Raw genomic sequence first — 25916 nt, 5'->3', positions numbered from 1 at the left:
CCACGAAATCATATACAATACCGTTGTAGCACATTCCATAAATCCCACTTCACATTTATTGTTGTACCTTGAAAATCAATAACTAACCAATCAATTACAATATTATGAAAACAAGGTTCACAATTGCATTAGCCATTCTATTTGGATTTCAAATTATGGGTTGTAAAAAAGAAGTTCAAGAAGTTAGAGCAGATGAGGTAAAAATCGATCTATTAAACGCTGAATTTCCAGATGCGAAGAAGGAAGTTAAGCTCACAATGGACAGTATTGTGCAAAGTGTAAAAGATAATGATATTGACAGACTTATATCATTTCATGCTTATGGCCCAAAGTTCACTGAATTTAAAAATGGAGAACCTAGAAATGATGGTAAGCAAAATGAAGAATTTGAACGAAGTATATTCGGATCTGTAACTGAAGTTATCAAATTTGATTTGAACGATATGAAGATAAATGTTTATGGTGATGTTGCTAATGTTACCCTACACTCTGATTTTCATTTGAAGTTTGGAGAAGATCTCGCAGTTGTGAACGAACAAATTTCTTTGCTGTTTCTAAAAACTAATAATGGATGGAGAATAGTCCATGAGCATCATTCACCTCTGAAGATGGAGGAATAACAAGAACGTGCTACAACAATGCATATAATGCAGCGCTAGATCTGCCAGGTCGCATACTTCTCACAAAAAATACTAATATAGATAACTGAATACTGTACCATCCGGCGCATCTATGCTTCCGTATCGTATATCCTGTAGTGCCAAAGGCGATTACAGGGATGCAAATTTTGTCCTTCTAAATCAGCCGCCAACTGCCACTAGGGTTATACAGGAACGTTCTGCTTTATTATTTTAACACTCAATTGCTTAAATATCATACCTTTAGTGAAACTATCCTCTAATGATTAAGTTCTTTCGAAAGATTAGACAACGAATGCTGTCTGAAAACAAATTCAGTAAGTACATTCTATACGCAATTGGCGAAATATTTCTTGTAATGATCGGGATTCTTTTGGCACTTCAGGTAAATAATTGGAATACTGCTAAGGTTGCCACCAAAAAAGAAAGAGGTATTTTAACCGAATTGTCCAGTGGTTTAAAATTAGACAAATCAATTTTAGAAAATGCCCTAAGAAAAGATTCTCTAGATCTGATAGGACTATATAGACTTGATTCTCTGCTAACCTATCCAGAATATGATAACAATACTGATGTAAATAAGCTATTTGGAAAAGTTTATGGGTTTCGTTTTGAACGTGTAAATACCGCTTTTTATGAAGACTTAAAATCGTCTGGACTTCAGGTACTAAAAGATGATGAAATCAGGCTGGCTGTGGTAAAACTCTTTGAAGACAACTATGTGGTTTTAGGAGATCTTCTCGACCTTGAACGAAGTGTAAATCAAGTAAATAGACCTTATTTTTTAGAAAACTTTACAGATCTTACATTTCAAGAGTATGCAAAACCTAGAAACATTAAATTAATCTGGAACGATTCATATTTTAAAAATTTGGTCCATTACCGAATAATTACTTTAGAATCGAATCAAATAAAATGGTACAAGAAAACTATAGATGACATTGATAATCTACAAGCACTTATTAATAACTATCTGGACGAATGAGAATGAAAAATAACCATAACACCACAACTCACATCACCCTGGCTTCTGATTTTCTTTTCTGAAAATCTGTGGAGACGACCATTCCCTGTAAAATTTATATAACTTAGTAAGGCATTAACGCAAAGATGTGTAAATCGAACAAGTTTTCTTCAGTCTTTGACCAACCAATAACCAATGATAAAATTCTTTAGATTATCAAAACATAATTTTGCAATGCAAAATCAAAGGTCTGGTAGACCTTTTATTGCGATAGCCCCTTGCAGACGTCCTCTAAACATAATTTGAAACTATGATCAAGTTCTTCAGACGAATTAGATTTAAACTTATGAGTGAAAACAAAACCGGCAAATATTTAAAATATGCTATCGGCGAGATTATACTGGTTGTGGTTGGTATTCTCATTGCACTTCAGATCAATAATTGGAATGAGACAGACAAAAGAATAGCGCTGGAAAAAAAGATGCTAAAAGAACTATTAACAAATCTGCGAAAAGACTCCTTAGATAATGCAATAAACGCTCAATGGTATCAACGAGTGGAGAGATCGGCAAGAATTATAAATCTATCTCTGGAAAAAAAGATTCCTTGGCACGATTCTCTAGCGAATCATTTTGGAAATCTTTATACTCATGGTATTTCAACCTATAATACTTCTGCATTTGAAAACCTAAAATCCATAGGGTTTGATTTAATTCGTAATGATAGTATTCGAATTACTCTAACCAATTTGCATAGTATAAACTATAGGCTTGTAGAAAAAACCGAAGAGGAATTTTCTAAAGATAATCACAATCAAATGGTCTTACCCATTTTAACGTCTAGACTAAAAATGGAAAGATGGTTCCACGCAGTTCCACATGATTATGAATCTTTAATGGAAGATCTAGTTTTTCAGGAAACTGTGAGATTTCGAGGAGTAACGATGGGCTATGTAGGCAATAATACGAAGGATGCCAATATTAGAGTAGGCAACTTGATTCGAATGATAGAAAAAGAACTAAGAAAATAATAACGAAAGCACAACAGTGTATATAAGCCCTAGGGGAGTTCGTGCTTCGTCTATGGCTTTTTCGTATATTTAAGGTCTGTGCTAAACCAAAAATTAACTGCATAAAATCCGCTACTACTCACGTTAGCAAACATTTCAAGAGATGCAAGTATTATTAATGAAGTATTAGGATGACAAGAAGAATTATTTCAACAATTTTCATTCTAATTGCAATAGTGCTTGGGGTTATATTTTACACAAGAATTAACTTTCCAATTGGTTTGGAAGATTATTTCAAAAAGGAATTTTATAGCCAATTTGGTCCTCTGGCGATTTGTATCGAACTAATAATCGCGGGCTATTATCTATTTATTAAACATCCTAAATCAAATTTTACTTTGGCGTTATTCGGATTTACAGCATTGTTAGATCCTATTTTTAATACTATTGGTCTCTTTACTAGTAGTGTACCTACCTACGGTATGGTACTTTTTGTTATTAGTGCTTTAATAGCCCTTTGGCTTTCTTTTTCGAATACATTTAAAATGGGGCGTATATCTCCAATTGGGGTAATTATAAGTTTTATCCTTGGATTAGCCGTCGAATTATTCTTTAATTATTTATAAAAGAATCTTCAGCTATTTCGCTTTTAGCCCCATCTTACTGAAAACAAACTAAGCTGTGCCAACTTCGCTTAACGCATTCATGGCTATATGAACCGTTGTACGGTTTTTCACATTTATAAATTTGATATCTTTAACTAAACAAATAAACTGGCGGCTCTGACGGGCTCACCACTCTCTACATTCGTCGGGATGCATCCCTCGGAGTCACAGCCGCCAAAAGCCACAATCGAGGTAGTGGCACTTTGTGAGTAAAATAGAAAACATCCAAGAGTAAAATGAAACTATCTTCAAAAGCACAAAAAATATATAGCGAAATTGACAAGGAAACAACCAAGTTGGGAGATCTTCGAAAATTCGCTAAAGAAATAAAAAAAGACCATGAGTTGGCTATGGAACTCTGGTCAACGGGAAAATTTATGCCTCGTCAATTAGCGATCCTGATCATGGACAAAAAATGTCTCACCCAAGCTCTAATTGACCAACTTGACAATGATATTCAGAATCATGAATTCAATGAGCAAAATCAATTGATGGATTGGTTAATGGCTAATCAACTATCTAAGGACAAAAGGCTAATCGCTCTAATAGAATCGTGGGAAAATAGTCCTTCTAAATTACAAAGGAGGGTGTTTTGGTATTATCAAGCAAGATTGAGATGGATGGGTGATACACAACATTCTAATACGGGTAAGCTGTTAGATTCTATAGAGAAAAATCTTATGAAGGAAGAGCCTGAAGTGCAATGGGCTATGAATTATACGGCCGGGCAAATAGGAAAATGGCAGGAAGAATATCGCCAAAGATGTATTTCAATCGGTGAAAAAACTAAACTTTATAAAGATGAAATGGTGGCCAAAAATTGTACACCTAGTTATTTGCCCGAGTTCATCCGAATTGAAGTAGCTAAATTGAATAATTAAAAACCAGACACTACCAGGCATAATTCTAATAACTGTGTTTACAGCGCTCTGGACGATCTGATTATAAATTTGATATCCTTAACTAAACATCGCAATCTAGCGGCTCTGCCGGGCTCCCAACTCCCAACTTTCGACGGGAAGTATCACTATGGATCACTGCCGCCATTCGCGACACGGGTAAAACAGGAACAATTACAATATATTCAGAATAAGGCCAATAAAATGGTGACCATATCAAACTAAGCCGGAATTGAACTTCAAAGATTCACATACTTTAATACTTAATAATGTAGCCAGGTTTATTGATTTAACCGAGTTAGAAAAGCAAAAATACCTTTCATTACTCACAGAAATAAACGTTAAAAAGAAAACCTTTCTAATGCAGGCGGGTGACATTACCCAATATGAGTATTTTATAACAAAAGGATGCTTAAAGGTTTATACTATAGATGAAATGGGGGCACCTCATATCTCAATGTTTGCAGTAGAGGATTATTGGACTGGGGATATGGCGAGCTTTATGACCAAAAAACCTACACGCTATTTTATTAAGGCTACCGAGGATTCGGAATTATTAGGTATTTCAAGAGCGAATTACGATTTACTATTTCAAGAAATACCCAAATTTGAAAGGTTTTATCGTATACTTTATCAAAGGTCGCTTATAAGTTATATAAAGCGTTCTAATCATGGAATATCCTTATCTGCTGAGGAACGATATATAGAATTCAAAAAGAAATATCCTAATGTGGTCAATAGAATTACTCAAAAGGACCTAGCGGGTTATATTGGCATTACGCCAGAATTTATGAGTAAGATTATTACAAAAGTCAACCGTAAGTAAAAGTCTTAAACTAGTTCATTTTTTTTCATGTGTTCCTATCGGAATTTTGAAGCATGAAAAAACTCACAATTATCATATTTCTTTTATTCGTTGGGTCTTCGCATTCTTTGCAAGCTCAAATTACACAAGTAGAGCTGTTTTCGGGCTTTGATAAAACAGATTTTACAATATTCTCGAGCTATCCAATTAACAAAGGCAAGACGCTTAGTCTAAATACGCTGGCTTTCTTTCAAAAGTTTAAAAAGGAGAATAAAGAATTTGATGAGGTTGGTGTACAACCAACATTGTTTTGGAATATCACCAATAATATTGCTCTAGGGCCCTCTATATACTACAACAGCTTTGCAGGCTATTCTAACCGGCTATCGGCGAAGTACACATTCAAAAATTCACGTCTGTTTTTTGTTTTGATGCCAACAGTTGCATACTCAGAGCAAACTGAGACTAGTTACGCTGAAGTTCTTGTACAAATTCAATATATCAAACCTCTAAATGACAACCTATCGCTCGGGTTAAATGGACAGTTCTTAACTATTTGGGATGAGTTTAAAATGCACTCTAGAAGTTATCAGCAGTTGAGAGTTGGTGTGTCGCTTTATAAACATCAGGCAGGTGTTGGTTTAGATATTGACCAATACGGATCGATGCCAGTAGAAAAAACATCCTTCGGATTTTATTATCGAATAACTATATAATCAATTTTTAATCAAAACATTATGAAAGAATTAGTAAAACAACTATTAAAGACAAATCCAAACATTGGATTAAGTATCGCACGCTGGACGCTCGGATTGGTAATATTTCCTCATGGTGCACAAAAGTTATTAGGACTCTTTGGAGGATATGGCTATTCAGCAACCATAACGTCCTTAACAACACAAATGGATCTTCCTATCGTAGTGGCGTTCTCGGTGATAATGATTGAGTTTTTCGGCTCTATTGCACTGATTTTAGGACTCTTCTCTAGATTTTGGGCATTAGCTCTTGCCGTCATGTTCTTTGGCATTATTGTTACCACGCAACTCGAACACGGATTCTTTATGAACTGGTATGGAGATCAAACAGGTGAAGGAATTGAATATTCCCTTTTAGTTATCGGTATTGCTTTGAGTATCGTAGTAAATGGAAGTGGAAAATGGTCTATTGATGGTTTAATCTCTAAAAAATAAAAAGAATGAAAAAAATATTCACAATTGCAGGAAGTAATAGCCAGAAATCCATCAACAAAAGGTTGCTAAACTATTCATCGGGTTTACTAGAAAATGTACAAATTATTCCTATTGACCTAAATGATTATGTTCTGCCTGTCTATGGAATTGATTATGAAGACGAAAATGGCATACCTACTGCCATTAAGAGACTTAACGAATTATTTGATAAAGCTGATGGATTTATAGTAACACTGGCAGAACACAATGGAACCTATACGGCGGTATTTAAAAATACGATCGACTGGTTGTCTCGCGCGAATATAAAAATATGGAGAGATAAGCCTATGTTCTTAATGGCAACTTCACCCGGAGGTCGTGGTGGGGCTACTGTTTTACAGACTGCCGTTAACTACTTTCCCTATCTAGGGGGTAATGTAGTAGCTGATTTTGCCTTGCCTAATTTCTTCGATAATTTTTCAGAAGGAAGGATTTCAAATGCTCCCTTAAGGGAAGATTTGATTCAGAAGATTAAACATTTCGAAGATCATTTGAACACAAAATAAAGGACATATTATGGAAATTAAACTAAGACTTATCGTATTAATGCTAAGCATATTATTTACAGGTTTAACCGCTGGATTATGTTTTACCTGGTCCAATGCCATCACACCTGGAATTAGTAGATTGGATGACTTTGGTTTTTTGCAGTCCTTTCAAGCCATGAATCAGGCTATTATTAATAGCAGTTTCCTCGTTGTATTTTTTAGTCCTGTAATTCTTTTATTCATTAATGCCTTTTTACATCGTAATTCGCAGGCCACTACGTTTATGTCATTTTTAATGGCTGCGATTTTATATTTAGTGGGTATAGGGCTTATCACAGTTTTTAAAAATGTACCACTTAATGAATTGCTCGAAAGAACAACGTTAGAAAATCTCTCAGTAGTAGTACTTAAAACGTTACGGACAAAATTCGAACAACCTTGGAATCGCTGGAACATTCAGCGCGCTATTGCATCATTCACATCTTTTTCACTCTTGTTGATCGGACTGATTTATTCAAAACAATAACTATCTCTTTGAGTTTATAAAACAATTAATATAAACGGACAATAGCACTTCAGATCTATGAAGTTAATTATTAATCAAATTTTAAAACAATCAAATTATGAACAGTAACATTTTAGTTATCGGAGGAACTGGTAAAACTGGTCGCCGAGTAGTAGAACAATTAAAAAATAAAGGTATTGAGCCTAGAATAGGCTCAAGAAATGCATCACCAAGTTTCGATTGGGATGATAAAAACACATGGGTAAATGCTTTAGCAGGTATTGAAAGAATGTATGTTACCTATTATCCCGATTTGGCAGTTCCTGGTGCTAAAGAAGCTATAGAGAGTTTAACTTATTTAGCTAAGGATCTAGGCGTTAAAAAAATGGTGTTACTTTCCGGGAAAGGGGAGTCTGAAGCCGAGGCCTGTGAAAACATCGTTATAAATTCGGGTATAGATTATACCATCGTAAGAGCGTCATGGTTTAATCAAAATTGGAGTGAAAGTTTCTTTTTACAACCCATCCTTTCCGGTGAGGTGGCATTACCAATGTCGGACGTGCTCATTCCATTTGTAGATGCTAATGATATTGCCGAGGTTGCCGCTACCGTTTTGCTTGAGGATTCATATAATGGTGAAATCATAGAGGTAACAGGTCCGGAATTAATAACTTTTAAGGATGCTGTTAGGTTTATTTCAAAGACAAGCAATAGAAGCTTAAATTTCTATGACATCTCTTTAGAACAGTATATTCAGGAGATGAAGCAATTGCAAGTACCTGGTGATATGGTGTGGTTAATTGAGTATTTATTTAGTCATGTGTTAACCAATCCAAAAAATCAACTTGTGGTAAATGATATTGAACGTGTCTTAGGCAGAAAAGCGAAATCCTTTTCAGAATATGCTCATGAAACTGCTAAGACTGGAATTTGGAATCAAGTCATTGCTTAATTTCGATTACCAACAACGTGAATAAGTATTAGCGATTTGAACTAAGTTTCAAATCGCTATTCTTTTTTATTTTGTAATTTGAATTCTGAAATGAATCGTAGATAAACTGGCTCGTAATCATACATATACACGGTGTTCTTCTTGATCTTATAAATTTCTCTTATGATTAAATTCTTCCGGAAAATTCGGCAAAGTTTATTGACTGAAAATAAGTTTAGAAAGTATCTCATTTATGCAATAGGTGAGATTGTCTTGGTGGTGATAGGGATTCTTATTGCATTACAGATTAATAATTATAATCAGGAACGCATTATAAAAGAACAAAACCAGATAGTTCTTCAAAATTTAAATAAGGAGTTTAAGGAGAATCTAATTGAATTAGACGTAAGTATTGACAGATTAAACAGTGTAATTGAAGGTTTAGATAGGTTACTATTACTCATGAGAACTCAGGATAGTAATATGACTAATCTTGAATTTGATCAGCTCTTGAATAAAACATTTTGGATGCCAAATTGGAAACCTAGTTCATTTGTACTGGTGGAATTAAAAAACTCTGGAGCGCTATCTAACCTAAACAATAATAATTTAAAATCCTTACTATTTAAATGGGAAAGAGAATTTGACCAAATGGAGAATAATAACGCTAATTTTAAACAATACGGGGCAGAATATATAGAATTTATAACCAAAAATGGTTCCGTTAGAAATATTGATGCCTTGACAGAGGGCACAAAAAATCTTCAAAAATCAACCATTGCGATAAACAATCCAGAGCTTTTAAAGAATCCGGAGTTTGAAAATAGGGCAGATAATTTCTATTTCCTTTCTGTTAGATTAAGAGGGCATTTTCAATCTCTTAGTGAGTTAATGAAAGACATAATTGAAAACTCAAACGAATAATTAAAAAACGAAAGAACACTACCATTTATAATTAAAAGCTAGTTTTTACCCGGTAGATATGGAGTACCTATCTGGTTTACTGGATTAGCAGGGGCAATTCTAATCTTTGGAATTTAGAACGGGAAATAGATTATAGCCAAATGTTGATTAACTTCAAGAAATTAAATGTTCACAATAGCACTAATCAGGTTGCGCTTGTTGGGTTATTCGTTTAAAGTTTCTACATTTAAATAAAACTAAGTCACATAGAAAGATACGGCTAGCGCCCTTCCGATACCGCACACACACCACGTTATATAAGAGGGTATAGTATGTTATAAACTATATTAAACCATGGAACATTCCGATTTATTGAATACTCTTGCCCAAATAGCATTGGGAACTTTAGGCTTTACGGGAGTTGTTGTTGCATTAAAACATAGTGCCGATAATTGGGATAATTATGAAAAAATACGGTTTCAAGCATTGGTCACCACAACTTTGACCGCTCTGGTTGGTTCATTATTACCACAGATAATTAGTGTAGGAACCGAGGATACCTTTCTCATTTGGAGATTAGCAAACCTAGGGATTGGAATAATGCATCTAGCGAACTTTGGCTCAATTATTTACACAGCTGTAAAATTTAAAATTAAGCCGGAATTTAAGGGATTGAAGGATATTTTGGATACAATTGTTGGCCCAGCCTTGATAATACTGCATTTTGTGGCAGCATTAGGCTATATTCCATGGCTACAATTATTGCTTGTTATTGGCGTCTCACAACAATTATATATTGGGATAAGTAACTTTCTTGTATTCATTAGTTGGAAAAAAATATAAAATAAACCGTTAATAACCTTCAAATATATATATCCTCTATGGCTTAATTTGGCCAGATCTACACCTTGTAAATTTCAAATAAACTATCTTTATTTTAAATGAGACGCCAAGCGACATAAGCGACATCTTTAGGTACGTTAGGCAAAATTTAATTCGCACAATGAAGAAAAAAGCGATTTTAATATTTTCATTAGTAATGACCTTAGGTTGTGTGTCTAATATTGAGAGGAAGGAAAACTTAGGTTTTGTTAGAAATGCACATTCAATGGCATACAATGCATTAGAATCTAAAGTATATTTATTTGCAGGTGCAAGTGAAGAAGAAGTAGTGTCGGATTTGTGGGTGTTGGATAGCAAAAATTGGCGAAGAGTAGATACAAAGATTCAACCAGAACCCAGAACTTTTGCTTCAATGGTGTATGATATTCAGAATAATCGCTTGATTCTTTTTGGTGGAAGTAAAGTTTTATTTGGTATAAAGCCGGACTCTAATAACCTTCTGAACGATACATGGCAATTCAAGAATAACAAATGGGAAAAATTAATTACAAAAAACTCTCCGATACCTAGAGCAGAGGCATCTATGGTCTATGACCAAGATCGCGAAACAGTTGTTTTGTTTGGTGGTTATCATATTCAAAATAACGAGTACATTAAACTCGGTGATACATGGGAGTTTCGAAATAATGATTGGAATTTAATTACGAATTCAGGACCATCTAACCGACATGGAGCCGCTATGGCATATGATTCCGAAGAAAAATGTATAATCCTTTTTGGTGGTAGTACGATAGATAAACAATACGGTGAATCTAAGGGAGAGACTTGGAAATGGGATGGTAAAGAGTGGAAGAAAACAACTAACATAGGTCCTGCGGGTATCTTTAACGCCTCAATGGCCTATGATGAAGAAAGAAAAGAGTTCATTAGGTTTGGAGGATGGAACGGTACCACAAGGATAAACGAAACCTGGAGGTTAAGTGGAAATAATTGGGATAAACTTAAAACTAATAAAAGCCCTAATCCAAGAAATCATAGTAACATGATTTATGACCAAAAAAACGGAAGAATGGTTCTTTTTGGCGGGCATGATGGAGAAAACGTGTTTGGAGATATTTGGGAGTTTCGAAATTATGAATGGAACAAAATAATGGAAACAAGCCCTATTAGAAGAATAGAAAATGGACATTGAACTATTGCCAACAACTACAGCAAATAGTAGTGTTTTTAGCCAACTGAACGATTTACTTTTATAAAATCGATATCTTTAACTAAACCTAGCAATCTAGCGGCTTTGCGCGGCTGTTCAAGCCTCTATTTCGTCGAGATGCATTACTACGGATCGCAGCCGCCCAGTCTCTGCCAACGATATAACCATAGGCACCGGTAGCATCCTAAGAAAAATAAAACACCTTAAAAGATCATGAAAACTATAACCTTAATTCTTACACTATTTATTGTCTCTTGCGATTTATCTAAGGACATAAATCTTGCGAGTGACGAAGACAAAAAATTACTTCATGAGTTACATGAAAATTATCGCGATTATTGGCTGCAGAATGATAGTACGAAGGTTGTTAATCTATTTACTGAAAATGGGGCTTTGATACCTCCGGGTAATCCGGGAAATTTTGTTCAGGGAAAAGCGGAAATAGGTAATTGGTGGTTTGCTACTACTAATAATACGAGTTATCCAATAACGGACTTTGTATATACCAAGGATAGTTTAATTATCGTAGATTCAAAAACAGCAGTTTGGGAAGGGGTCTCAACCGTGGGATGGAATACGGTTGTCAACGACTCCATTATTTCATCGTCTAAATCTTCATCGAACTTCATTACAGTTTGTACAAAAGTTAATGGAGAATGGAAAATACTGAGACAAATTTGGAATGTTAGACCCGTTAATTAAGTGACAGATGGCAGCAGTCAACAAGGTTAACACGTGTGGATGTGTTGTCGACTAGTTTGGCGTTTCTCATTCATAAAATCAATATATTTATACAAAAAAAAAAACCTAGTGGCTCTGCCGGGCTTCCCGTTCAAAACATGCATAGGGAGGCGTTACTATAGTTCACGGTCGCACAGTCTTTGCAGAGGTTATGGAGAGGAACGTACCCAGCTTCGGAGCACATGAGTGCTTTTAAACTAGTACTCAAAAAAAGTTAGTTATGAAATTTTACACATCGATTCCAGGAAGTCTAAAACCATATTACGATTCGGAACTGGAAAAATACAAAACCGAATACTCAAGGGGGAATTTAAAAAGCGCTTGGAATCATTTAGAGAGAGCTCATATAATAGGACAAAAATATCCTTATGCCCATACTTTAGTACATTGGAAAATGCTGCAATTCGGGATTAAAATTAAGAGTGGTAAGGAAATTATCGGACAAATTCCGCGGCTGATCTTCGGAGGAGTTAAATCTTTTGTTGGTAAAATTCCTGTTGGTAATCCAGGCGGAGCGAATGTGCCACCATTAAAACCATTTCCAATTGAAAAAGAATTAAAGGATATTTTCTTTAAAGCAGGAATCAATAATGTCTGACCGTAAAATTCTACAAAAAACAAAGTTATCGAATGACAGAAATTATTGATCTAAGTCAGGAAATCTATGAAGGAATGCCGGTTTATAAAGACCTTCCGCAAGTAAAAATTACAGTTCATAATTCGCACGAAGAGTGGAACGGAATTAAAAATCCTAAAGTAAAAACCCCGGCTGTTCATAAATTAGAAATGGGAGAACACACCGGAACTCACGTAGACGCCATAAATCATATGGGTATACAGCATAGGGGAAAGTCTATCGATAAAATGCCTTTATCCATGTTTTATACAGAAGGCATCTGTTTAGATCTATCTCATAAAGGGTTAAGAGAACTAATCGAACCACATGAGATCGAAAATGCTTGTATAAAAGCAGGATTAAAAATAAAGAAAGGGGATACCGTGTTAATTTATACAGATCACTATCGAAAAAATTTCAATGGAAATAATTGGAACAATGGTCCCGGAATTACTGCAGATACGGCAAGTTGGCTTGGTGAACAGAAGATAGCGGCTTTTGGAGTTGAAACTATGTCGCCCGGCGTTCCCGGGGTATCAAATAAGGAAGTACATCGTATTTGTGGAGAGTTGAATTTCACTCACTATGAAAATATGATCAATCTTCATTTACTAATTAACAGAGGAAGATTTAGATTTATAGGCTTACCTTTAAAAATAAAAGGAGGTACCGGCTCTCCGGTAAGAGCAGTCGCAATTTTTGAAGAATAAAAGAAGCGAACCGTGTCATCCCGATGTATAATCAATTATTTGGCTACTTTCTATTTATTAAAAATATTGAATTTTTTCATCTGAAAATAGACCGCTTAACCACCTAACTTAGTCCATGCATAATCGCAGGTTGCACGATTAAAATATGTCACAACGAAAAAGGAAAATCGCAATTATTGGCTTAGGCCCCAGAGGTGGATATGCTTTTGAAAGGTTGATCACAGAGTTGGCAAGTGATTCACTTCTTACCAATATACATATATCATTATTTGAACATACCGGAAATTTCGGTAACGGACAGGTTTATGATCTACACCAAAATAATTCCAATTGGATAAACATTTCAGAAAGAGTGTTGGATCTACCCGAACGTGAGTTAATTAATACAGAGAACCTTAAAATAGATCCTTTCCCAACGTACAAAGAATGGGCTGATAAGGATTTTTCGATGATTTCTGAAGAAACGCCAGATTCCTACCCGCCACGTTCCAAGATTGGAGAATTTCTGGCTCAACGGTTCCAATCACTACTAACCCCCCTGGCTCAATACGGGATAACGGCCATACATCGGGAATGCGTGGAAAATGTAAAATGGCTGAAGGATGGTAAATTAGTAGTTAAGACCGATAACACTACCTACGAAGAGTTTGATGAGATATTATTAACTATTGGACATCAGCCCACAGAGCTTTCTAAACAAATAGAGGAATGGGAAAAATATGCGTCTGCCAAGCAAGACATCTGCCTGTTTAAATCACCTTACCCTACAACTAGTTATTTAGGCAACAAAAACCTAAATGAAAGGAGTACCATCGGAATACGCGGATTTGGACTAGCCATGATCGATGTTGTGAGGGCTATTGCCAATAAGTTTGGCGAGTTTGCAACCTTAGATGAAAAGACCAGGCTGTGTGAATTTAAAACGGAAAACCCAATTAAAGATTTGTTCATTCCATTTTCACTGGATGGCTTGCCACCAGCGCCTAAACCTTTGAATGCAAAAATTGACAGTTGGTTTGAGCCTTCTGAAGATTCACTTTTAGCTTTTGAAAAGCAAATTGGAGATAAGAAGATTCAGAAAGCAGCCAAAAGTCCACAATTTCTTATAGATGCCTTTGTTCCAATAGCCTCAACTATTTATAAGAATCTGCCTAAAAATCAAAATGCACACACTCAAAAAGAAATTGAAATGGCCATAGGTTCATGGTTAAAAGATCAGGGGTATGAACATCCATTATTCGTTTCAGCAAAACAATCTGCCGAGCGCAGTATGCAAGAATATGTGGAAATGGCCACTGGAAATAGATCGATCAGCCTTGATTTTTGTGTGGGCCAGGTATGGCGACATTGTCAACCATCCATATACAAGGCTTTGTCGTTCAATGACTGTTCAGATGAAGTATTTGCTGAAATAATAGAACTTGACGAATCTACCAAAAGATATTCTTATGGCCCACCGGTTGAAAGCATTCAACAAATGTTGGCACTTTCAAAAAAGGGAATACTTAATTTAGACTATGTGTGCGATCCGGATATTGATTTAAATGATGAAGGATGGAAGTTAAGCAAAGATAAAAAATCAATCACGGCCAATATGATGATCGATTCCGTATTAGATTCCCCGCAAATTAAGATCGTACGATCAACCCTTGTTCAGCAATTACTTTCCGATAACTTAATGCAAGCGATCCATAGCGATCTTGGAATTGAAACCGATGAAAATGGTTACTTGCTTTCGGATGATGTAAACAGAAAGATCCCAATAGCGTTACTCGGTAGATTGGCTAAAGGAACGATCATAGGTGTTGATGCTATTTTGGAATGTTTTGGTGAACGACCCCAACAATGGGCGAAACAAGCCGCACAGCATCATAAAGAGTGGTTAAATCAAAATTAAACTAACTATGGAATTATTAAAATTAGCTACAGAATGGGCAAAAGCCGAAGTCTTTTCAACACGTTTCTTTATCTTATTTGCGCTTCTATTTTTAATCGCGAGTGCGGGATTCTGGCAGCTAGGGAAAACCGATCTAGCGAAGGCATACGTCATTCCAACCCTGGTAGCCGGTTTAATACTCGTGACCATTGGCCTAGGTTTGTTTTATACCAACAAATCCAGAGTTGTCCAATTTGAGAAATCATTTAACGCCGATGCTCCTGCCTTCTATGAGACTGAAATTGAACGATCCGAAAGTACTTTAAAGGAATACACAGTTGTTTTTAAAGTAATTCCAATACTAATTATCGTTGCTGCGTTACTAATTCTATTTATCAACACACCCACCTGGAGAGCTATTAGTATCACAACAATAGCTATGTTGATCGTTATTCTTTTGATCGACGGGACCGCACATGCCAGAATTGAAGCCTATCATAAAGAATTGAAATTGGTAGATCTAAAAAATGATATCAATGAATAACTATAAACAGCTAGGCATAACACTATTGGCTGTATTTATAACCAGTTTAATGATTTGCAATTTAAATTAATATCTTTAAGTAGTAGTAATACGCTAGTATTTCCGGCTAGTTGCTAATGTGAATATCGCGCTTCGGCTTTTCTAAAGACTTTTGTCTTTAACCAGGCTGCTGCGTTGAAAATGAAGTATTATCTCAATTAAAGTTATCGATAAAAGTCAACAGATATCACCCAATTGACAAATGATGATTGAAAGATTAAAGTTTTCCATCGATATAAATGCCGAAAGAACAGTGATCTGGAGAGCACTCTGGAATGAAAGCTCATATCGCGAGTGGGCTGGTGTTTTTTTTGATGGGTCCTATGTCGTCACGGATGAATGGAAAGAAAAAAGTAAGGTGCATTTTCTTGGTCCCGACCAAAATGGAATCTACAGTATCATAGAAAAACACATTCCAAATGAAATCATACACTTTAAACATATAGGAAATGTGGTAGGAGGAGTGGAGCAACCGGTTGATGACGAAACTAAAAAGTGGTCTGGGACGACAGAAATTTATAGGCTTTCCGAAAGTAAAAACGCTATCACACTTGAGGTTGAAATAGATATTATGGAGGAACACAAGGAATTTATGATAAAAACATTTCCTAAGGCCCTGAAGAAAATAAAAGACAATAGCAGTTAACGTAGCAGCGCCCTAGTGTCTTCGACTTCAATTAGCTCCAGCTTTCACATTTATAAAATTGATATCTTTAACGTATTGATATTTGAGCTGCTATGCCGGATTAAAGGATTAAATGTCCTTCTGTGCTAAAAGCTGCTATTAGGATGCGCATTCCCTACCTGCGTTGGGTTGCCTCAATCCTGCTATGAGTGTCACGGCTAGCAATGTACAAGCATGATCTACCCAAAAAAATAGAATATTTATGAAAGATATCCCGGGAACAGATGAAAACGGCAATCCTAAAAACGGACCTTTTACGCTGTATTTCAAGAACGGCCTTGTCTCTTGCCAGGGTGCGTTCGATAACGGAAAGAAATCTGGTAAATGGAAGTATTTTCTCAACAACGGCCAGATGCAATCTTCCGGTAGCTTCAAAGATGGTAAGATCGTAGGGCAATGGAAGTGGTTCTTTAAGAATGGCGAACCACGAGGGACGGGTGGTTTCGATGATGATGGGCAAAAACACGGTGAATGGAAAAGGTACCATGCCAACGGTCAACTGTGGGACGAAGGTCACTTTGAACACGGTAAGAAAAAAGGCACCTGGAAAGTGTATAACGAGGCTGGTGAGCTAGTAAAGACGGAATCTTTTAAACTTAAAAAATGAATATTGAAACTACATCTCATCCCAAGAAAGAAGATCTTCAAATAATTAGTGACGGAATAAAAAGCTATAACCAGCAATATCTTTCGGATGATGTTGTTTTTGAAGAAGACACGAGGTTTGCGGTATTTGCAAAAGATGAAAATGGTAAGGTGTTGGGTGGTATTAGAGCTTGCGGGTATTGGAATTATTGTGTACTCGAACTTCTATGGCTTTCTGAAGAAACCAGAAGATCAGGTGTTGGAAGCCAGCTGGTAGAGGCATTCGAAGAATTCGCTGCCCTTAAGGGTTTTAATTATATCCGAACCGAAACAGTAAGCTTTCAAGCCCGCCCGTTTTACGAAAAACTAGGATATACAGTGTATGGGGAATTACCGGATTTTCCAAAAGGACATACCACCTATTGTTTGTTCAAAGAACTTAAATAGATTTTATTATTTTATCAACGCCGGCAATCAATTAGGAATTTTGTGCAGATCACGGTTGTTTATAACCGGCACCCGGGGATGATTTAACCCGATATTACAATGGCTATAAATACTCGAACTCCCCGGAAAGTGAAATACTCATAACTATGAAACAATCTATATTAGGATTCATTTTACTCTATACCCTACAGGTTTTTGGTCAATCAACTAACGAAGTTCAAGTGGTGCTGGATAAGATAATAACTCATGCCCAAGAGGCTTCCCTCTATAGAAATAATATCAATTGGGATTCTGTAAAACCACAGGTTTATAAACTCGCCAAAGAGGCAGAATCTGTTAACGATTTAAGCCCGGCCTTAAAATATCTCTTAAAATCATTAGGAGACGAACATGGAAGGGTATTTCATAATAATCAAATAATCGCTCATTATTATAGCGGAGAGTTGAAGGATCATCTAAAAACATTCGATCCAAAAATTTACAACAAGATACAAATGGCTCAAACCTATTATTTCCACACAGAAATGTTGGAGAATGAAATAGGATATATCCGTATAGTTGGCTTGCCAATGGGAGACAATGAAAAAATGGCATCCGAGATCCAGACAGAAGTTTGCGATCTAATAAATGCCGGAGCCAAAAACTGGATCGTGGATCTAAGATACAATGGAGGTGGAAATATGCACCCGATGGCAGAGGGTATTGCACTGCTAATTGGCGATGATATTGTGGGAGGCTCTCAAGGGTTAACAAATACCGAGAGTTCTGTATGGAGAGTGGAAAACGGCGATTTCTTTTACGACGAGTATTCAATAGAATTACAGGACGATTGTGCCCCTAAAAACCTTCCGAAGATAGCTGTTTTAACAAGTGTGTACACTGCCAGCTCCGGGGAGGCCTTGGCAGTAATCTTTAAAGGGAGAGATAAAACTAAGTTCTTCGGTCAAAAAACCTTTGGAATGATCACGGTTACAGATTGGGAAGTGATTGATGAAACGACCGCTATGACCATCTCGGTTAGTTATTACAAAGATAGAAATGGGAATGTCTATAACGAGTTTGTGGATGTCGATAAGGAATTACCGTTTGTGATAGAACCATTAAGTGAAAATGATGAAAGTATTCGCTCTGCAATAAATTGGTTAAAGGAAGATTAAAGCTGAATCGGAAAATGGATCATTATTTTATCAATTCAAGCTAAAACAAGATCGCACTCTACATCCAGGACATGGCAAATTCTCATTTGCGTAGGATACAAAGCTTTTGGTTGAACAATTTAATGGAATCTTTCTATAAGAATCTCTTATCCCTGTTGTATTCGATAGATCACATATGGTGCTACCGAAATCCATATTAGGATCAGCAGCCATACACGACCAGCCAGAATGTTGTAATCGTGCAGCAATTTTTCCCATGGGTGGCCGGCAACATAATGGCCAAACAAAAATTCGAAAATGACAGTAAATAACAGCCACGCTAATCCAATGTATAGGGTTTGAGAAATATTCATTGGCGGCCAGATCCTGAATAATACCCACACATAAATACCAAATAGTACGATCATACTCGCCGTAGATAGCTGGTGAGCCTGCAGTTCACTAAAACGGCTGGCTAAAAACTTCTCTCTAAATAAACCGTTAGAGATGGCTATAATGATCATAGGGAACCAAGCCAGTATATACTTCCACATGAGTTTTGTATTTTAATTAAACCCTCCGGTAATAATGAATAAATTTACATTTGGATGTCTTCATGTGTAATGACAATTATCAATTTCGGGACAACATTTCAATATTTTTTTCTTTCTGATTCTCAAATAATTAAAATTTATATCTTTAGATAAACTAACCACTCGTGATAAAATTCTTCAGATTATCAAAACATAATTTTGCAAAGCAAAATCAAAGGTCTGGTAGACCTTTGGTTGCGATAGCCGCTTGCGGACGTCCTCTACACATAATTTGAAATTATGATCAAGTTCTTTAGACGAATCAGACTTAAACTTATGAGTGAAAACAAAACTGGCAAATATCTGCTCTATGCCATTGGAGAAATTGTACTGGTGGTGATAGGGATCCTGATCGCCTTGCAGATCAATAATGCTAACGAGGCGAGAAAAGAGAGAGATAGGGAGATCAATTATCTATCAAACTTAAAAGCAGACCTTGTGAGTGAAATAGAAAATAACCGAAATTTTGCCGAATATCGTTTTCAAAAAGCCAAGGCGTGTACAAGACTATTAGGTTTAAACGAACCAGAGACCAAAGAGGAGGTAAGAGATTATACTGATGTTTATGAGCAGGTTTTTATATGGGGTGAATATGTGCCTAATAATAACACCTTCAAGGAGCTTTTAAGTTCTGGAAATTTGAGTCTGATCAAAAACGATTCTATAAAAAATCGCCTGATGGAGCTTCAAAAACGCTATACCGGTATCGCCAGTGGCGAGCATCATATGCGAAGAGAATTTGAAGAATACTTGTATAACCCTCATGTGAAGAATGCGACGGCACTGGGATATTTCGACTTGAGTAAAGCTGTAAAAGGATTCCCGCAAAGGCTTAAAATACAGGATATTCCAGACTCTGTTCATCGACAGCTGATCATGGACGCTAAATGGCAACATAATGATCACGTCTTTAAGAACGGACTAAGACTTGCTATGATGAACAATAGCTATTTGGCCGGATTACATGAAAACCTGGTGTTGTATCTCAAGGAAACGATTCAACAAATTGATGGCGAAATAGAAAAATAGCGAAGATAAAGATAGGCATCACGTTAAAAGATCAGGTGTGAGCGTATATAGGGTATGCCTTTTCATATATAAAATAGTAAGGTCTTTATGAAATATAAGGTAATAATTATCATATCAATTTTTCTTCTGAATTGTCATAACAACAAAGAACATCCACAAGAGATCGTATTAGATATTAAAACTACTGCCGATAGTTTAACTCTTTTCGGAGAGAACCTTATCTCAACACCACTGTACGAAAGAGATATGGCAATTTCACCAATGGGAAATGAGCTTATATACACGCTGGGTGATTACAAGCAGCACAAAAGATGCCTGGTTGTATTGAAACAGAACGATACTACATGGACTAAGCCGGAGATCCTGAACATTTCGGGTAAATACCAGGATATAGAACCATTTTATAGCAATAACGGGAACAGGCTGTATTTTGCTTCCAACCGGCCTATTTATGGCGATAGCACAAGAACCGATTATAATATTTGGTACAGCGATCGTGATAACAACGGGTGGTCTCAACCTGTAGCCTTGGATTCGATCGTCAATAGCAGAAGTGATGAGTTCTTCCCCTCCTTAAGTGAGAAAGGAAATTTGTTTTTCACCGCAACAAGAGATGATGGAATAGGGAGGGAGGACATATTTATGTCCGAATTGCTCCACGGCAAATTTCAACCTCCAAGACCGCTGCCGCCCGAAATAAACTCTACGTTCTTCGAATTCAATGCTTATATAAGTCCGAAAGAAGATCTAATAATATTTAGCTCGTATGGACGGGCTGATGGCTATGGGGGAGGGGATCTGTATATGAGCAGGAAAGATGATACCGGGAAGTGGACAACGGCCAAAAACCTGGGGGTGTTGATCAATTCGGAGAAACTGGATTTTTGTCCGTTTGTAGATTGGGGTTCTCGCAATTTTTATTTCACCAGCGAGCGAATTATCGATGTTGACGAAAAGCTGCAAAGTGTTGAAGAATTAAAGGAAATGTCCAATAGCACCCTAAACGGGTTTGGAAATATTTATAGAATTAGCATAGATAAATTAGAATAAATCTTGAATCAGACTAAGTGGCATCTTTATTTTCTGAACTTCATATTAATAAAAATTATAACTTTCACTAAACCAACCTCTAATGATTAAGTTTTTCCGGAAAATTCGTCAACGACTCCTCACCGAAAATAAATTCAGTAAATACCTGCTTTATGCTGTTGGGGAGATCATTCTCGTAGTCATTGGGATCTTAATAGCGCTTCAGATCAATAATGCTAACGAAGCGCGAAAAATTAGAAACCAGGAAGTTAAATACTTGCATAACTTACAGGTAGATCTCAACTTAAACGTTGACGAATTAAATAATTACCTGAAATCGGGAAATGCGAGTATCGAATCTGCGAATAAGGTTTTAGAATATTACGAAGGGAAACCCCTGGAAGATCTTAACGACTTGAATTTGCACGCAACCAACGTATATATCTGGTATAAATTCACCTTACACGACAATACGTACCAGGAACTGGTCAATTCGGGAAATTTGGGGATCATATCTAACGATTCTATAAAAAATGAACTTCTCAATTTACAGGCGCTCTATCATAAATTAAAGAATGAAGAAGATCATTATAGATATGATATGGAGTTGTTGATCTACGAACCTGTTTACGCAATGCTGGATATGAATGATCTCGTGAAGAATTACACCTATCAGGTTTCCAACGGACAAGCCGGCGAGAATGTTAGCCTCTCCAGAACGAACTACGAAGCAATGTTGAAAAATCTAAAACACAAAAATGGCTTTGTAATGGCTGTTTTTGAACATACTACTATGAACTCTCAGTTCACGGAAATGAAGGATCTGTGTCATAAACTAATCGATATGATAGATCGGGATTTGGAATCCAGCGATGGAAAATAGGGTAGAGGCCACATTTTTAGATATTAGATGGAATATAAGCAGGATAATTCATGTTCTTCTTATATTTATTCAAATATGATGTTATGGTGTCTATTTGTTGCCCACATTAGAACAATATTTACTTCAAATTCACTATATTCTATGAGCCGGACCCAATCACTCCAATTTTTTACCCTCAAAATCTCACCATTCTACCCTATAAAAAAAAGCGGCCTAACTTTCGTTAAACCACCTTATTATATGACTTTCGTCCTTGTAGCGAGAAGGAGACTTGAACTCCTGACCTCCGGGTTATGAATCCGACGCTCTAACCACCTGAGCTACCTCGCCATATTTGAGGCGCAAAGATAAAAACAAAATCGACCGGAAAAAATTTATAATCTAATTATTTGCATCCTTCTTTATTAGGCTACCACTTACAACCAATCCTTGTTTTATGCGTAGGGTAGGGGTTGGAAGGTTATGCCTTGATGTTATTCGTGTTTCGAATCCACTTCATCGCCGCTTCCTCCTTATAGTTCGTTTCAGGAGTTTACCAGTACTTCAAGCTTTGCCTCAAGAAGGCGCTTTGTTTCTCTATATCCTATATCGTAAATAGCATCGGTGTACTTCATATCGAAAGTACCAAATAAACTGAGATCGGAGGGTGATATCACCAGATCACACTGCTTGAACTTTAAGATGGAGTCTGCGGCCGACTTCAACTTATACGCGCGTTCAACAACATTGTAGGAATGCTTTAACTTGTCGATCCCCACTGGCTTTACAGGATTTACATACACCCCAATGATCTTATCACATACGGGTCTAAGGGGTTCTACAGGAAAATTATTGAAAACACCCCCATCTATATAATGAGAATCCCCTATCTCCACGGGTGAGAACAGGCCCGGAAACGAAGCCGATGCAAGTATAGGCCGGATAAGCTCCCCTTCATGAAATATCTTAAGAGTGCCTTTTAATAGGTCGGTGGCAGTTACGTATAAGGTGGTTTGTAAGGAACTAAAATCGTCTTTCTGCATGTAATTCCTGAATTCATCATAGAATTTTTCCGAATCGATAAAACCCGGTTTCCTGCGGGCGTACCTGCTCCGCTGGAAGATGGGAATGGTTTTAAAAAACTTAAGGATCTCCGAACATTCTATTCCAGCAGCGTACAACCCTCCAACAATGGCCCCGGCACTGGTACCCGAAATATGAGTGGGTTTCAGATTAAATTCCTCCATCGCCTGAAGGGCTCCAATGTGAGCTACACCCCTTATGCCTCCTCCCGAAAGAACTACCCCCAGATTCATTTTTTTTGGTCCAATTTTAAGTTCAAAAGTAAGTACAAAAATTACGAAGAAATATGACTCCTGTCAAACTATTACGCACAGCTATTTGTATTTAATCGAATAAATCAAAAAACCTATCCCAGACTTTTGGCAGTTTGCAATTAATATTTATATTGGGCTCCTGCTAACCAAAATCCTATGGAAGACAAAGTAAAATACGAAATGGAATTCCCGATACAAGTGTCACCATCACTGCTGTATCAGTATATCTCAACGCCCTCCGGAATGAGCGAATGGTATGCAGACAATGTGAACTCCCGGGGAGAGTATTTTACATTTATCTGGGAGGGTAGCGAGGAAAAGGCTAAACTTCTTGGTAAAAAGAGTGGTGAACGTATTAAATTCAGATGGGTGGAGGACGAAGACACCAATTATTACTTCGAGCTGCGCATCCAGGTGGATGAGATCACCAAAGATGTTTCCCTAATGGTAACAGATTTTGCCGAGGATGAAGAGGAAGTAGAAGAGGGCAAAATGCTGTGGACCAACATGATCTCTAACCTTAAGCATATTCTTGGCTCTACCTGATCTGCCATCATTGTTTCAAAAAATATCCTGGAAGCCTTTAGGCTTCCGTCTTCCTCACAAGAATATTTTTGTTTTTAGGTTCAACGGTTTGTAGCTACGATGCATTATGGAGCATTTCATACATTCGTTAGCCATACCCAATTTATATTACACAGCTTAAAACTGTATCTTTGTCGGCTCGAATAACGGCTCTATTTCATGATGACAAATTATAACGGTTCCCTGCTCGAAGCAGAAAATGCTACAATTCCGGTTAATAATCGAGGCTTGCATTTTGGCGACAGTGTATTTGAGACGATCCGCTACGCAGGGGGGAAGCTACTTTTTTGGGAAGATCACTATTTCAGGCTGATGTCGGCCATGCGAATACTTCGTATGGAGATCCCAATGGAATTCACACCAGAATTCATAGATGCCGAGATCGATAAAACCATTACCGCGTCTAACGCCATAAAGGACACCTGCCGGGTGCGGTTTACGGTATGGCGATCCTGGGGTGGTAAATACGCACCTCAAACCAATCATATAGAGTACCTTATCCAGATAGAAAAACTGGATTCTCCGTTCTATACCATTTCAGAAGAACCCTATGAGATCGAACTCTTTAAAGATCATTATCTCAACTCCGGATTACTTTCTACCCTCAAAACCAACAACAAGGTGATACATGTTTTAGGTAGTGTTTTTGCTGCTGAAAACGATTACCAGAACTGCCTGCTTCTCAATGAGAATAAAATGGTGGTTGAAGCCCTTAATGGCAATATCTTTCTGGTGAATGGTTATAAGATCAAAACCCCTCCTTTAAGCGACGGTTGTTTAAAAGGGGTTCTTCGGAAGCAAATGATCGATATCATTGGCCTCCTTCCCGATTATATTCTTGAAGAAGAAACGGTTTCGCCCTTCGAACTGCAAAAGGCCGATGAATTGTTCATTACAAACGTGATCACGGGAATTCAACCGGTTACTAAATACCGAAAGAAAGTGTTTGAAAATAAAGCTGCAAAGGAGCTGCTGGCCAAACTCAATGTAAAGGCCCGGCTGGGATAAATAAGTTTTTCAGTAAAATGTTTAGTTATTGCTGGGGTCTTCGGGTGCGTTAGACCAGATCACATAATCGCCGCCAAATTCAAGCATTTTCTCTTTCCAGAAATTATTATTGGATTTACCCAGGATCTTATTCTTGTATATATTTGGAGTTACTACCCAACTGTGAACCTCTAGCTCGCTTTCCAGTTGCTCGCTGGACCAGCCGGAATAGCCCAGGAAGAAACGGATTTGTTCCTTTTTAAGCACATCCTCCTTTAATAGATCCATGATAGCACTGAAATCGCCTCCCCAGTAAATACCATTAGAGATCTCTACACTTTCTGGTATAAGTTCGGGCACTTTATGAATAAAATAAAGATTGTCCTGTTCTACAGGACCGCCGTTATAAACTTCAAGATTTGAGGTGATCTCGGGAATAAAATCTTTGAGTTTGTACTTTAAAGGTTTATTGAGTATAAAACCCACCGAACCGCTCTCATTGTATTCGGCTAATAAAACCACCGATCGATTAAAGGATACATCTCCTATAATGGATGGTTCTGCTACCAACAATACCCCTTTATCAGGTTTAAGTGTAGTCATGCGGTTAGTTTGTACAATTAAATCTAAGTATTAATTTGTTAAAATACAACTTCCTATGCTCTCCCTTCACTTTTGAACAAAAAAAACCCTGCAAAATTGCAGGGTTCATGAAGAATTTTAGTTTCTTAAACTTAGTTCACAGAATTTGAAAGATCTGATCCTGCTTTGAACTTCACTACATTTTTAGCGGCGATCTTAATAGTTTTACCTGTTTGTGGATTTCTTCCTTCTCTTGCAGCTCTTCTTGAAACCGACCAAGATCCGAAACCAACTAGAGAAACTCTGTTTCCTTTCTTAAGTGATTTTTCTACATTTCCTAAGAAAGATTCTAATGCTTTTTTTGCAGCAGCTTTGGTGATTCCAGCATCTTCTGCCATGCCATCGATTAAATCTGATTTGTTCATAGTTATCTGTTTAAAATTA

Annotated in this window: 32 protein-coding genes and 1 tRNA gene; 28 read left to right on the top strand and 5 right to left on the bottom strand. The window is 36.9% G+C overall.

Annotated features, from left to right (window positions below; genetic code table 11):
* The first annotated feature begins 104 nt into the window (after positions 1-104).
* The 23 genes from C5O00_RS13885 to C5O00_RS13775 all read left to right on the top strand — a co-directional run bounded on the left by C5O00_RS13885 (position 105) and on the right by C5O00_RS13775 (position 18489).
* The gene (locus C5O00_RS13885; RefSeq protein WP_105217425.1) at positions 105-620 is read left to right on the top strand and encodes a YybH family protein; all 516 of its coding nucleotides are present in this window, start codon (positions 105-107) and stop codon (positions 618-620) included.
* Between the two features lie 376 nt (positions 621-996).
* On the top strand, positions 997-1623 hold the full coding sequence (locus C5O00_RS13880) for a DUF6090 family protein (protein ID WP_168175931.1): 627 nt from the start codon (positions 997-999) through the stop codon (positions 1621-1623).
* A 325-nt stretch (positions 1624-1948) separates the two neighbouring features.
* Complete coding sequence (locus C5O00_RS13875; protein ID WP_168175930.1) at positions 1949-2632, top strand: DUF6090 family protein; 684 nt, start codon at positions 1949-1951, stop codon at positions 2630-2632.
* Positions 2633-2802: 170 nt separating this feature from the next.
* Positions 2803-3237, top strand: coding sequence for a hypothetical protein (locus C5O00_RS13870; protein WP_105217422.1), 435 nt, complete (start codon positions 2803-2805; stop codon positions 3235-3237).
* Between the two features lie 275 nt (positions 3238-3512).
* Positions 3513-4157 carry a DNA alkylation repair protein gene (locus tag C5O00_RS13865; RefSeq protein WP_105217421.1) on the top strand — a complete coding sequence of 215 codons (645 nt, stop codon included), beginning with the start codon at positions 3513-3515 and terminating at the stop codon, positions 4155-4157.
* 250 nt (positions 4158-4407) lie between these two features.
* Entirely contained in the window at positions 4408-5001 is a 594-nt protein-coding gene (locus tag C5O00_RS13860; RefSeq protein ID WP_105217420.1) for a Crp/Fnr family transcriptional regulator, read from the top strand.
* A gap of 53 nt (positions 5002-5054) precedes the next feature.
* Positions 5055-5696, top strand: a complete 642-nt coding sequence (locus C5O00_RS13855; RefSeq protein ID WP_105217419.1) for a hypothetical protein — start codon at positions 5055-5057, stop codon at positions 5694-5696.
* Positions 5697-5717: 21 nt separating this feature from the next.
* The gene (locus C5O00_RS13850; protein WP_105217418.1) at positions 5718-6170 is read left to right on the top strand and encodes a DoxX family protein; all 453 of its coding nucleotides are present in this window, start codon (positions 5718-5720) and stop codon (positions 6168-6170) included.
* A 5-nt stretch (positions 6171-6175) separates the two neighbouring features.
* Positions 6176-6715: an NADPH-dependent FMN reductase gene (locus C5O00_RS13845; protein ID WP_105217417.1), complete on the top strand. Its 540-nt coding sequence runs from the start codon at positions 6176-6178 to the stop codon at positions 6713-6715.
* A gap of 10 nt (positions 6716-6725) precedes the next feature.
* A complete protein-coding gene (locus C5O00_RS13840; RefSeq protein WP_105217416.1) occupies positions 6726-7223 on the top strand; it encodes an anthrone oxygenase family protein in 498 nt (165 codons plus the stop codon).
* A gap of 97 nt (positions 7224-7320) precedes the next feature.
* A complete protein-coding gene (locus C5O00_RS13835) occupies positions 7321-8154 on the top strand; it encodes an NmrA family NAD(P)-binding protein (RefSeq protein ID WP_105217415.1) in 834 nt (277 codons plus the stop codon).
* 162 nt (positions 8155-8316) lie between these two features.
* Positions 8317-9057 (top strand): DUF6090 family protein, encoded by a 741-nt coding sequence (locus C5O00_RS13830; RefSeq protein ID WP_105217414.1) that lies wholly within the window; start codon positions 8317-8319, stop codon positions 9055-9057.
* Between the two features lie 333 nt (positions 9058-9390).
* Positions 9391-9879 (top strand): hypothetical protein, encoded by a 489-nt coding sequence (locus tag C5O00_RS13825; RefSeq protein WP_105217413.1) that lies wholly within the window; start codon positions 9391-9393, stop codon positions 9877-9879.
* A 160-nt stretch (positions 9880-10039) separates the two neighbouring features.
* Positions 10040-11071 carry a Kelch repeat-containing protein gene (locus C5O00_RS13820; protein ID WP_105217412.1) on the top strand — a complete coding sequence of 344 codons (1032 nt, stop codon included), beginning with the start codon at positions 10040-10042 and terminating at the stop codon, positions 11069-11071.
* Between the two features lie 231 nt (positions 11072-11302).
* Positions 11303-11791: a hypothetical protein gene (locus tag C5O00_RS13815; RefSeq protein WP_105217411.1), complete on the top strand. Its 489-nt coding sequence runs from the start codon at positions 11303-11305 to the stop codon at positions 11789-11791.
* A 259-nt stretch (positions 11792-12050) separates the two neighbouring features.
* Positions 12051-12428, top strand: coding sequence for a DUF3703 domain-containing protein (locus C5O00_RS13810; RefSeq protein WP_105217410.1), 378 nt, complete (start codon positions 12051-12053; stop codon positions 12426-12428).
* Positions 12429-12460: 32 nt separating this feature from the next.
* Positions 12461-13156: a cyclase family protein gene (locus C5O00_RS13805; RefSeq protein ID WP_105217409.1), complete on the top strand. Its 696-nt coding sequence runs from the start codon at positions 12461-12463 to the stop codon at positions 13154-13156.
* 145 nt (positions 13157-13301) lie between these two features.
* The gene (locus tag C5O00_RS13800) at positions 13302-15053 is read left to right on the top strand and encodes an FAD/NAD(P)-binding protein (protein WP_105217408.1); all 1752 of its coding nucleotides are present in this window, start codon (positions 13302-13304) and stop codon (positions 15051-15053) included.
* 7 nt (positions 15054-15060) lie between these two features.
* On the top strand, positions 15061-15576 hold the full coding sequence (locus C5O00_RS13795; RefSeq protein ID WP_105217407.1) for a hypothetical protein: 516 nt from the start codon (positions 15061-15063) through the stop codon (positions 15574-15576).
* Between the two features lie 241 nt (positions 15577-15817).
* The gene (locus tag C5O00_RS13790; protein WP_244592998.1) at positions 15818-16261 is read left to right on the top strand and encodes a hypothetical protein; all 444 of its coding nucleotides are present in this window, start codon (positions 15818-15820) and stop codon (positions 16259-16261) included.
* 241 nt (positions 16262-16502) lie between these two features.
* A complete protein-coding gene (locus C5O00_RS13785) occupies positions 16503-16907 on the top strand; it encodes a toxin-antitoxin system YwqK family antitoxin (RefSeq protein WP_105217406.1) in 405 nt (134 codons plus the stop codon).
* A complete protein-coding gene (locus C5O00_RS13780; protein WP_105217405.1) occupies positions 16904-17332 on the top strand; it encodes a GNAT family N-acetyltransferase in 429 nt (142 codons plus the stop codon). The genes C5O00_RS13785 and C5O00_RS13780 overlap by 4 nt, the downstream gene beginning before the upstream one ends.
* Before the next feature lie 146 nt (positions 17333-17478).
* Complete coding sequence (locus tag C5O00_RS13775; RefSeq protein ID WP_105217404.1) at positions 17479-18489, top strand: S41 family peptidase; 1011 nt, start codon at positions 17479-17481, stop codon at positions 18487-18489.
* 146 nt (positions 18490-18635) lie between these two features.
* On the opposite strand, the gene C5O00_RS13770 is transcribed toward C5O00_RS13775, so the two are convergent.
* Positions 18636-19022 carry a hypothetical protein gene (locus tag C5O00_RS13770; RefSeq protein ID WP_105217403.1) on the bottom strand — a complete coding sequence of 129 codons (387 nt, stop codon included), beginning with the start codon at positions 19020-19022 and terminating at the stop codon, positions 18636-18638.
* A gap of 315 nt (positions 19023-19337) precedes the next feature.
* On the opposite strand from C5O00_RS13770, the gene C5O00_RS13765 reads away from it, so the two are divergent.
* The 3 genes from C5O00_RS13765 to C5O00_RS13755 all read left to right on the top strand — a co-directional run bounded on the left by C5O00_RS13765 (position 19338) and on the right by C5O00_RS13755 (position 22002).
* Positions 19338-20090 (top strand): DUF6090 family protein, encoded by a 753-nt coding sequence (locus C5O00_RS13765; RefSeq protein ID WP_212390055.1) that lies wholly within the window; start codon positions 19338-19340, stop codon positions 20088-20090.
* 87 nt (positions 20091-20177) lie between these two features.
* A complete protein-coding gene (locus C5O00_RS13760) occupies positions 20178-21140 on the top strand; it encodes a TolB family protein (protein WP_105217401.1) in 963 nt (320 codons plus the stop codon).
* Positions 21141-21222: 82 nt separating this feature from the next.
* A complete protein-coding gene (locus C5O00_RS13755) occupies positions 21223-22002 on the top strand; it encodes a DUF6090 family protein (RefSeq protein WP_105217400.1) in 780 nt (259 codons plus the stop codon).
* 256 nt (positions 22003-22258) lie between these two features.
* Here C5O00_RS13755 and C5O00_RS13750 read toward each other — a convergent pair.
* Together C5O00_RS13750 and C5O00_RS13745 are read right to left on the bottom strand one after the other, a co-directional pair.
* A tRNA-Met gene (locus C5O00_RS13750) sits at positions 22259-22332 on the bottom strand.
* A gap of 194 nt (positions 22333-22526) precedes the next feature.
* Complete coding sequence (locus C5O00_RS13745; protein ID WP_105217399.1) at positions 22527-23297, bottom strand: patatin-like phospholipase family protein; 771 nt, start codon at positions 23295-23297, stop codon at positions 22527-22529.
* Positions 23298-23474: 177 nt separating this feature from the next.
* Between C5O00_RS13745 and C5O00_RS13740 the strand changes: the two genes are divergently transcribed.
* Both C5O00_RS13740 and C5O00_RS13735 read left to right on the top strand, forming a co-directional pair.
* Positions 23475-23864 carry an START-like domain-containing protein gene (locus tag C5O00_RS13740; protein ID WP_105217398.1) on the top strand — a complete coding sequence of 130 codons (390 nt, stop codon included), beginning with the start codon at positions 23475-23477 and terminating at the stop codon, positions 23862-23864.
* A 201-nt stretch (positions 23865-24065) separates the two neighbouring features.
* The gene (locus C5O00_RS13735) at positions 24066-24911 is read left to right on the top strand and encodes an aminotransferase class IV (protein ID WP_105217397.1); all 846 of its coding nucleotides are present in this window, start codon (positions 24066-24068) and stop codon (positions 24909-24911) included.
* Between the two features lie 21 nt (positions 24912-24932).
* Here C5O00_RS13735 and C5O00_RS13730 read toward each other — a convergent pair whose 3' ends face one another.
* Positions 24933-25493, bottom strand: a complete 561-nt coding sequence (locus tag C5O00_RS13730; RefSeq protein ID WP_105217396.1) for a YqgE/AlgH family protein — start codon at positions 25491-25493, stop codon at positions 24933-24935.
* 131 nt (positions 25494-25624) lie between these two features.
* Positions 25625-25897 carry an HU family DNA-binding protein gene (locus C5O00_RS13725; RefSeq protein ID WP_105217395.1) on the bottom strand — a complete coding sequence of 91 codons (273 nt, stop codon included), beginning with the start codon at positions 25895-25897 and terminating at the stop codon, positions 25625-25627.
* Positions 25898-25916 lie beyond the last annotated feature (19 nt).

Origin of the sequence: Pukyongia salina (assembly GCF_002966125.1) — a bacterium.
GTDB classification, from domain to species: Bacteria; Bacteroidota; Bacteroidia; order Flavobacteriales; family Flavobacteriaceae; genus Pukyongia; species Pukyongia salina.
This window is presented reverse-complemented; position numbering and strand designations above follow the sequence as displayed.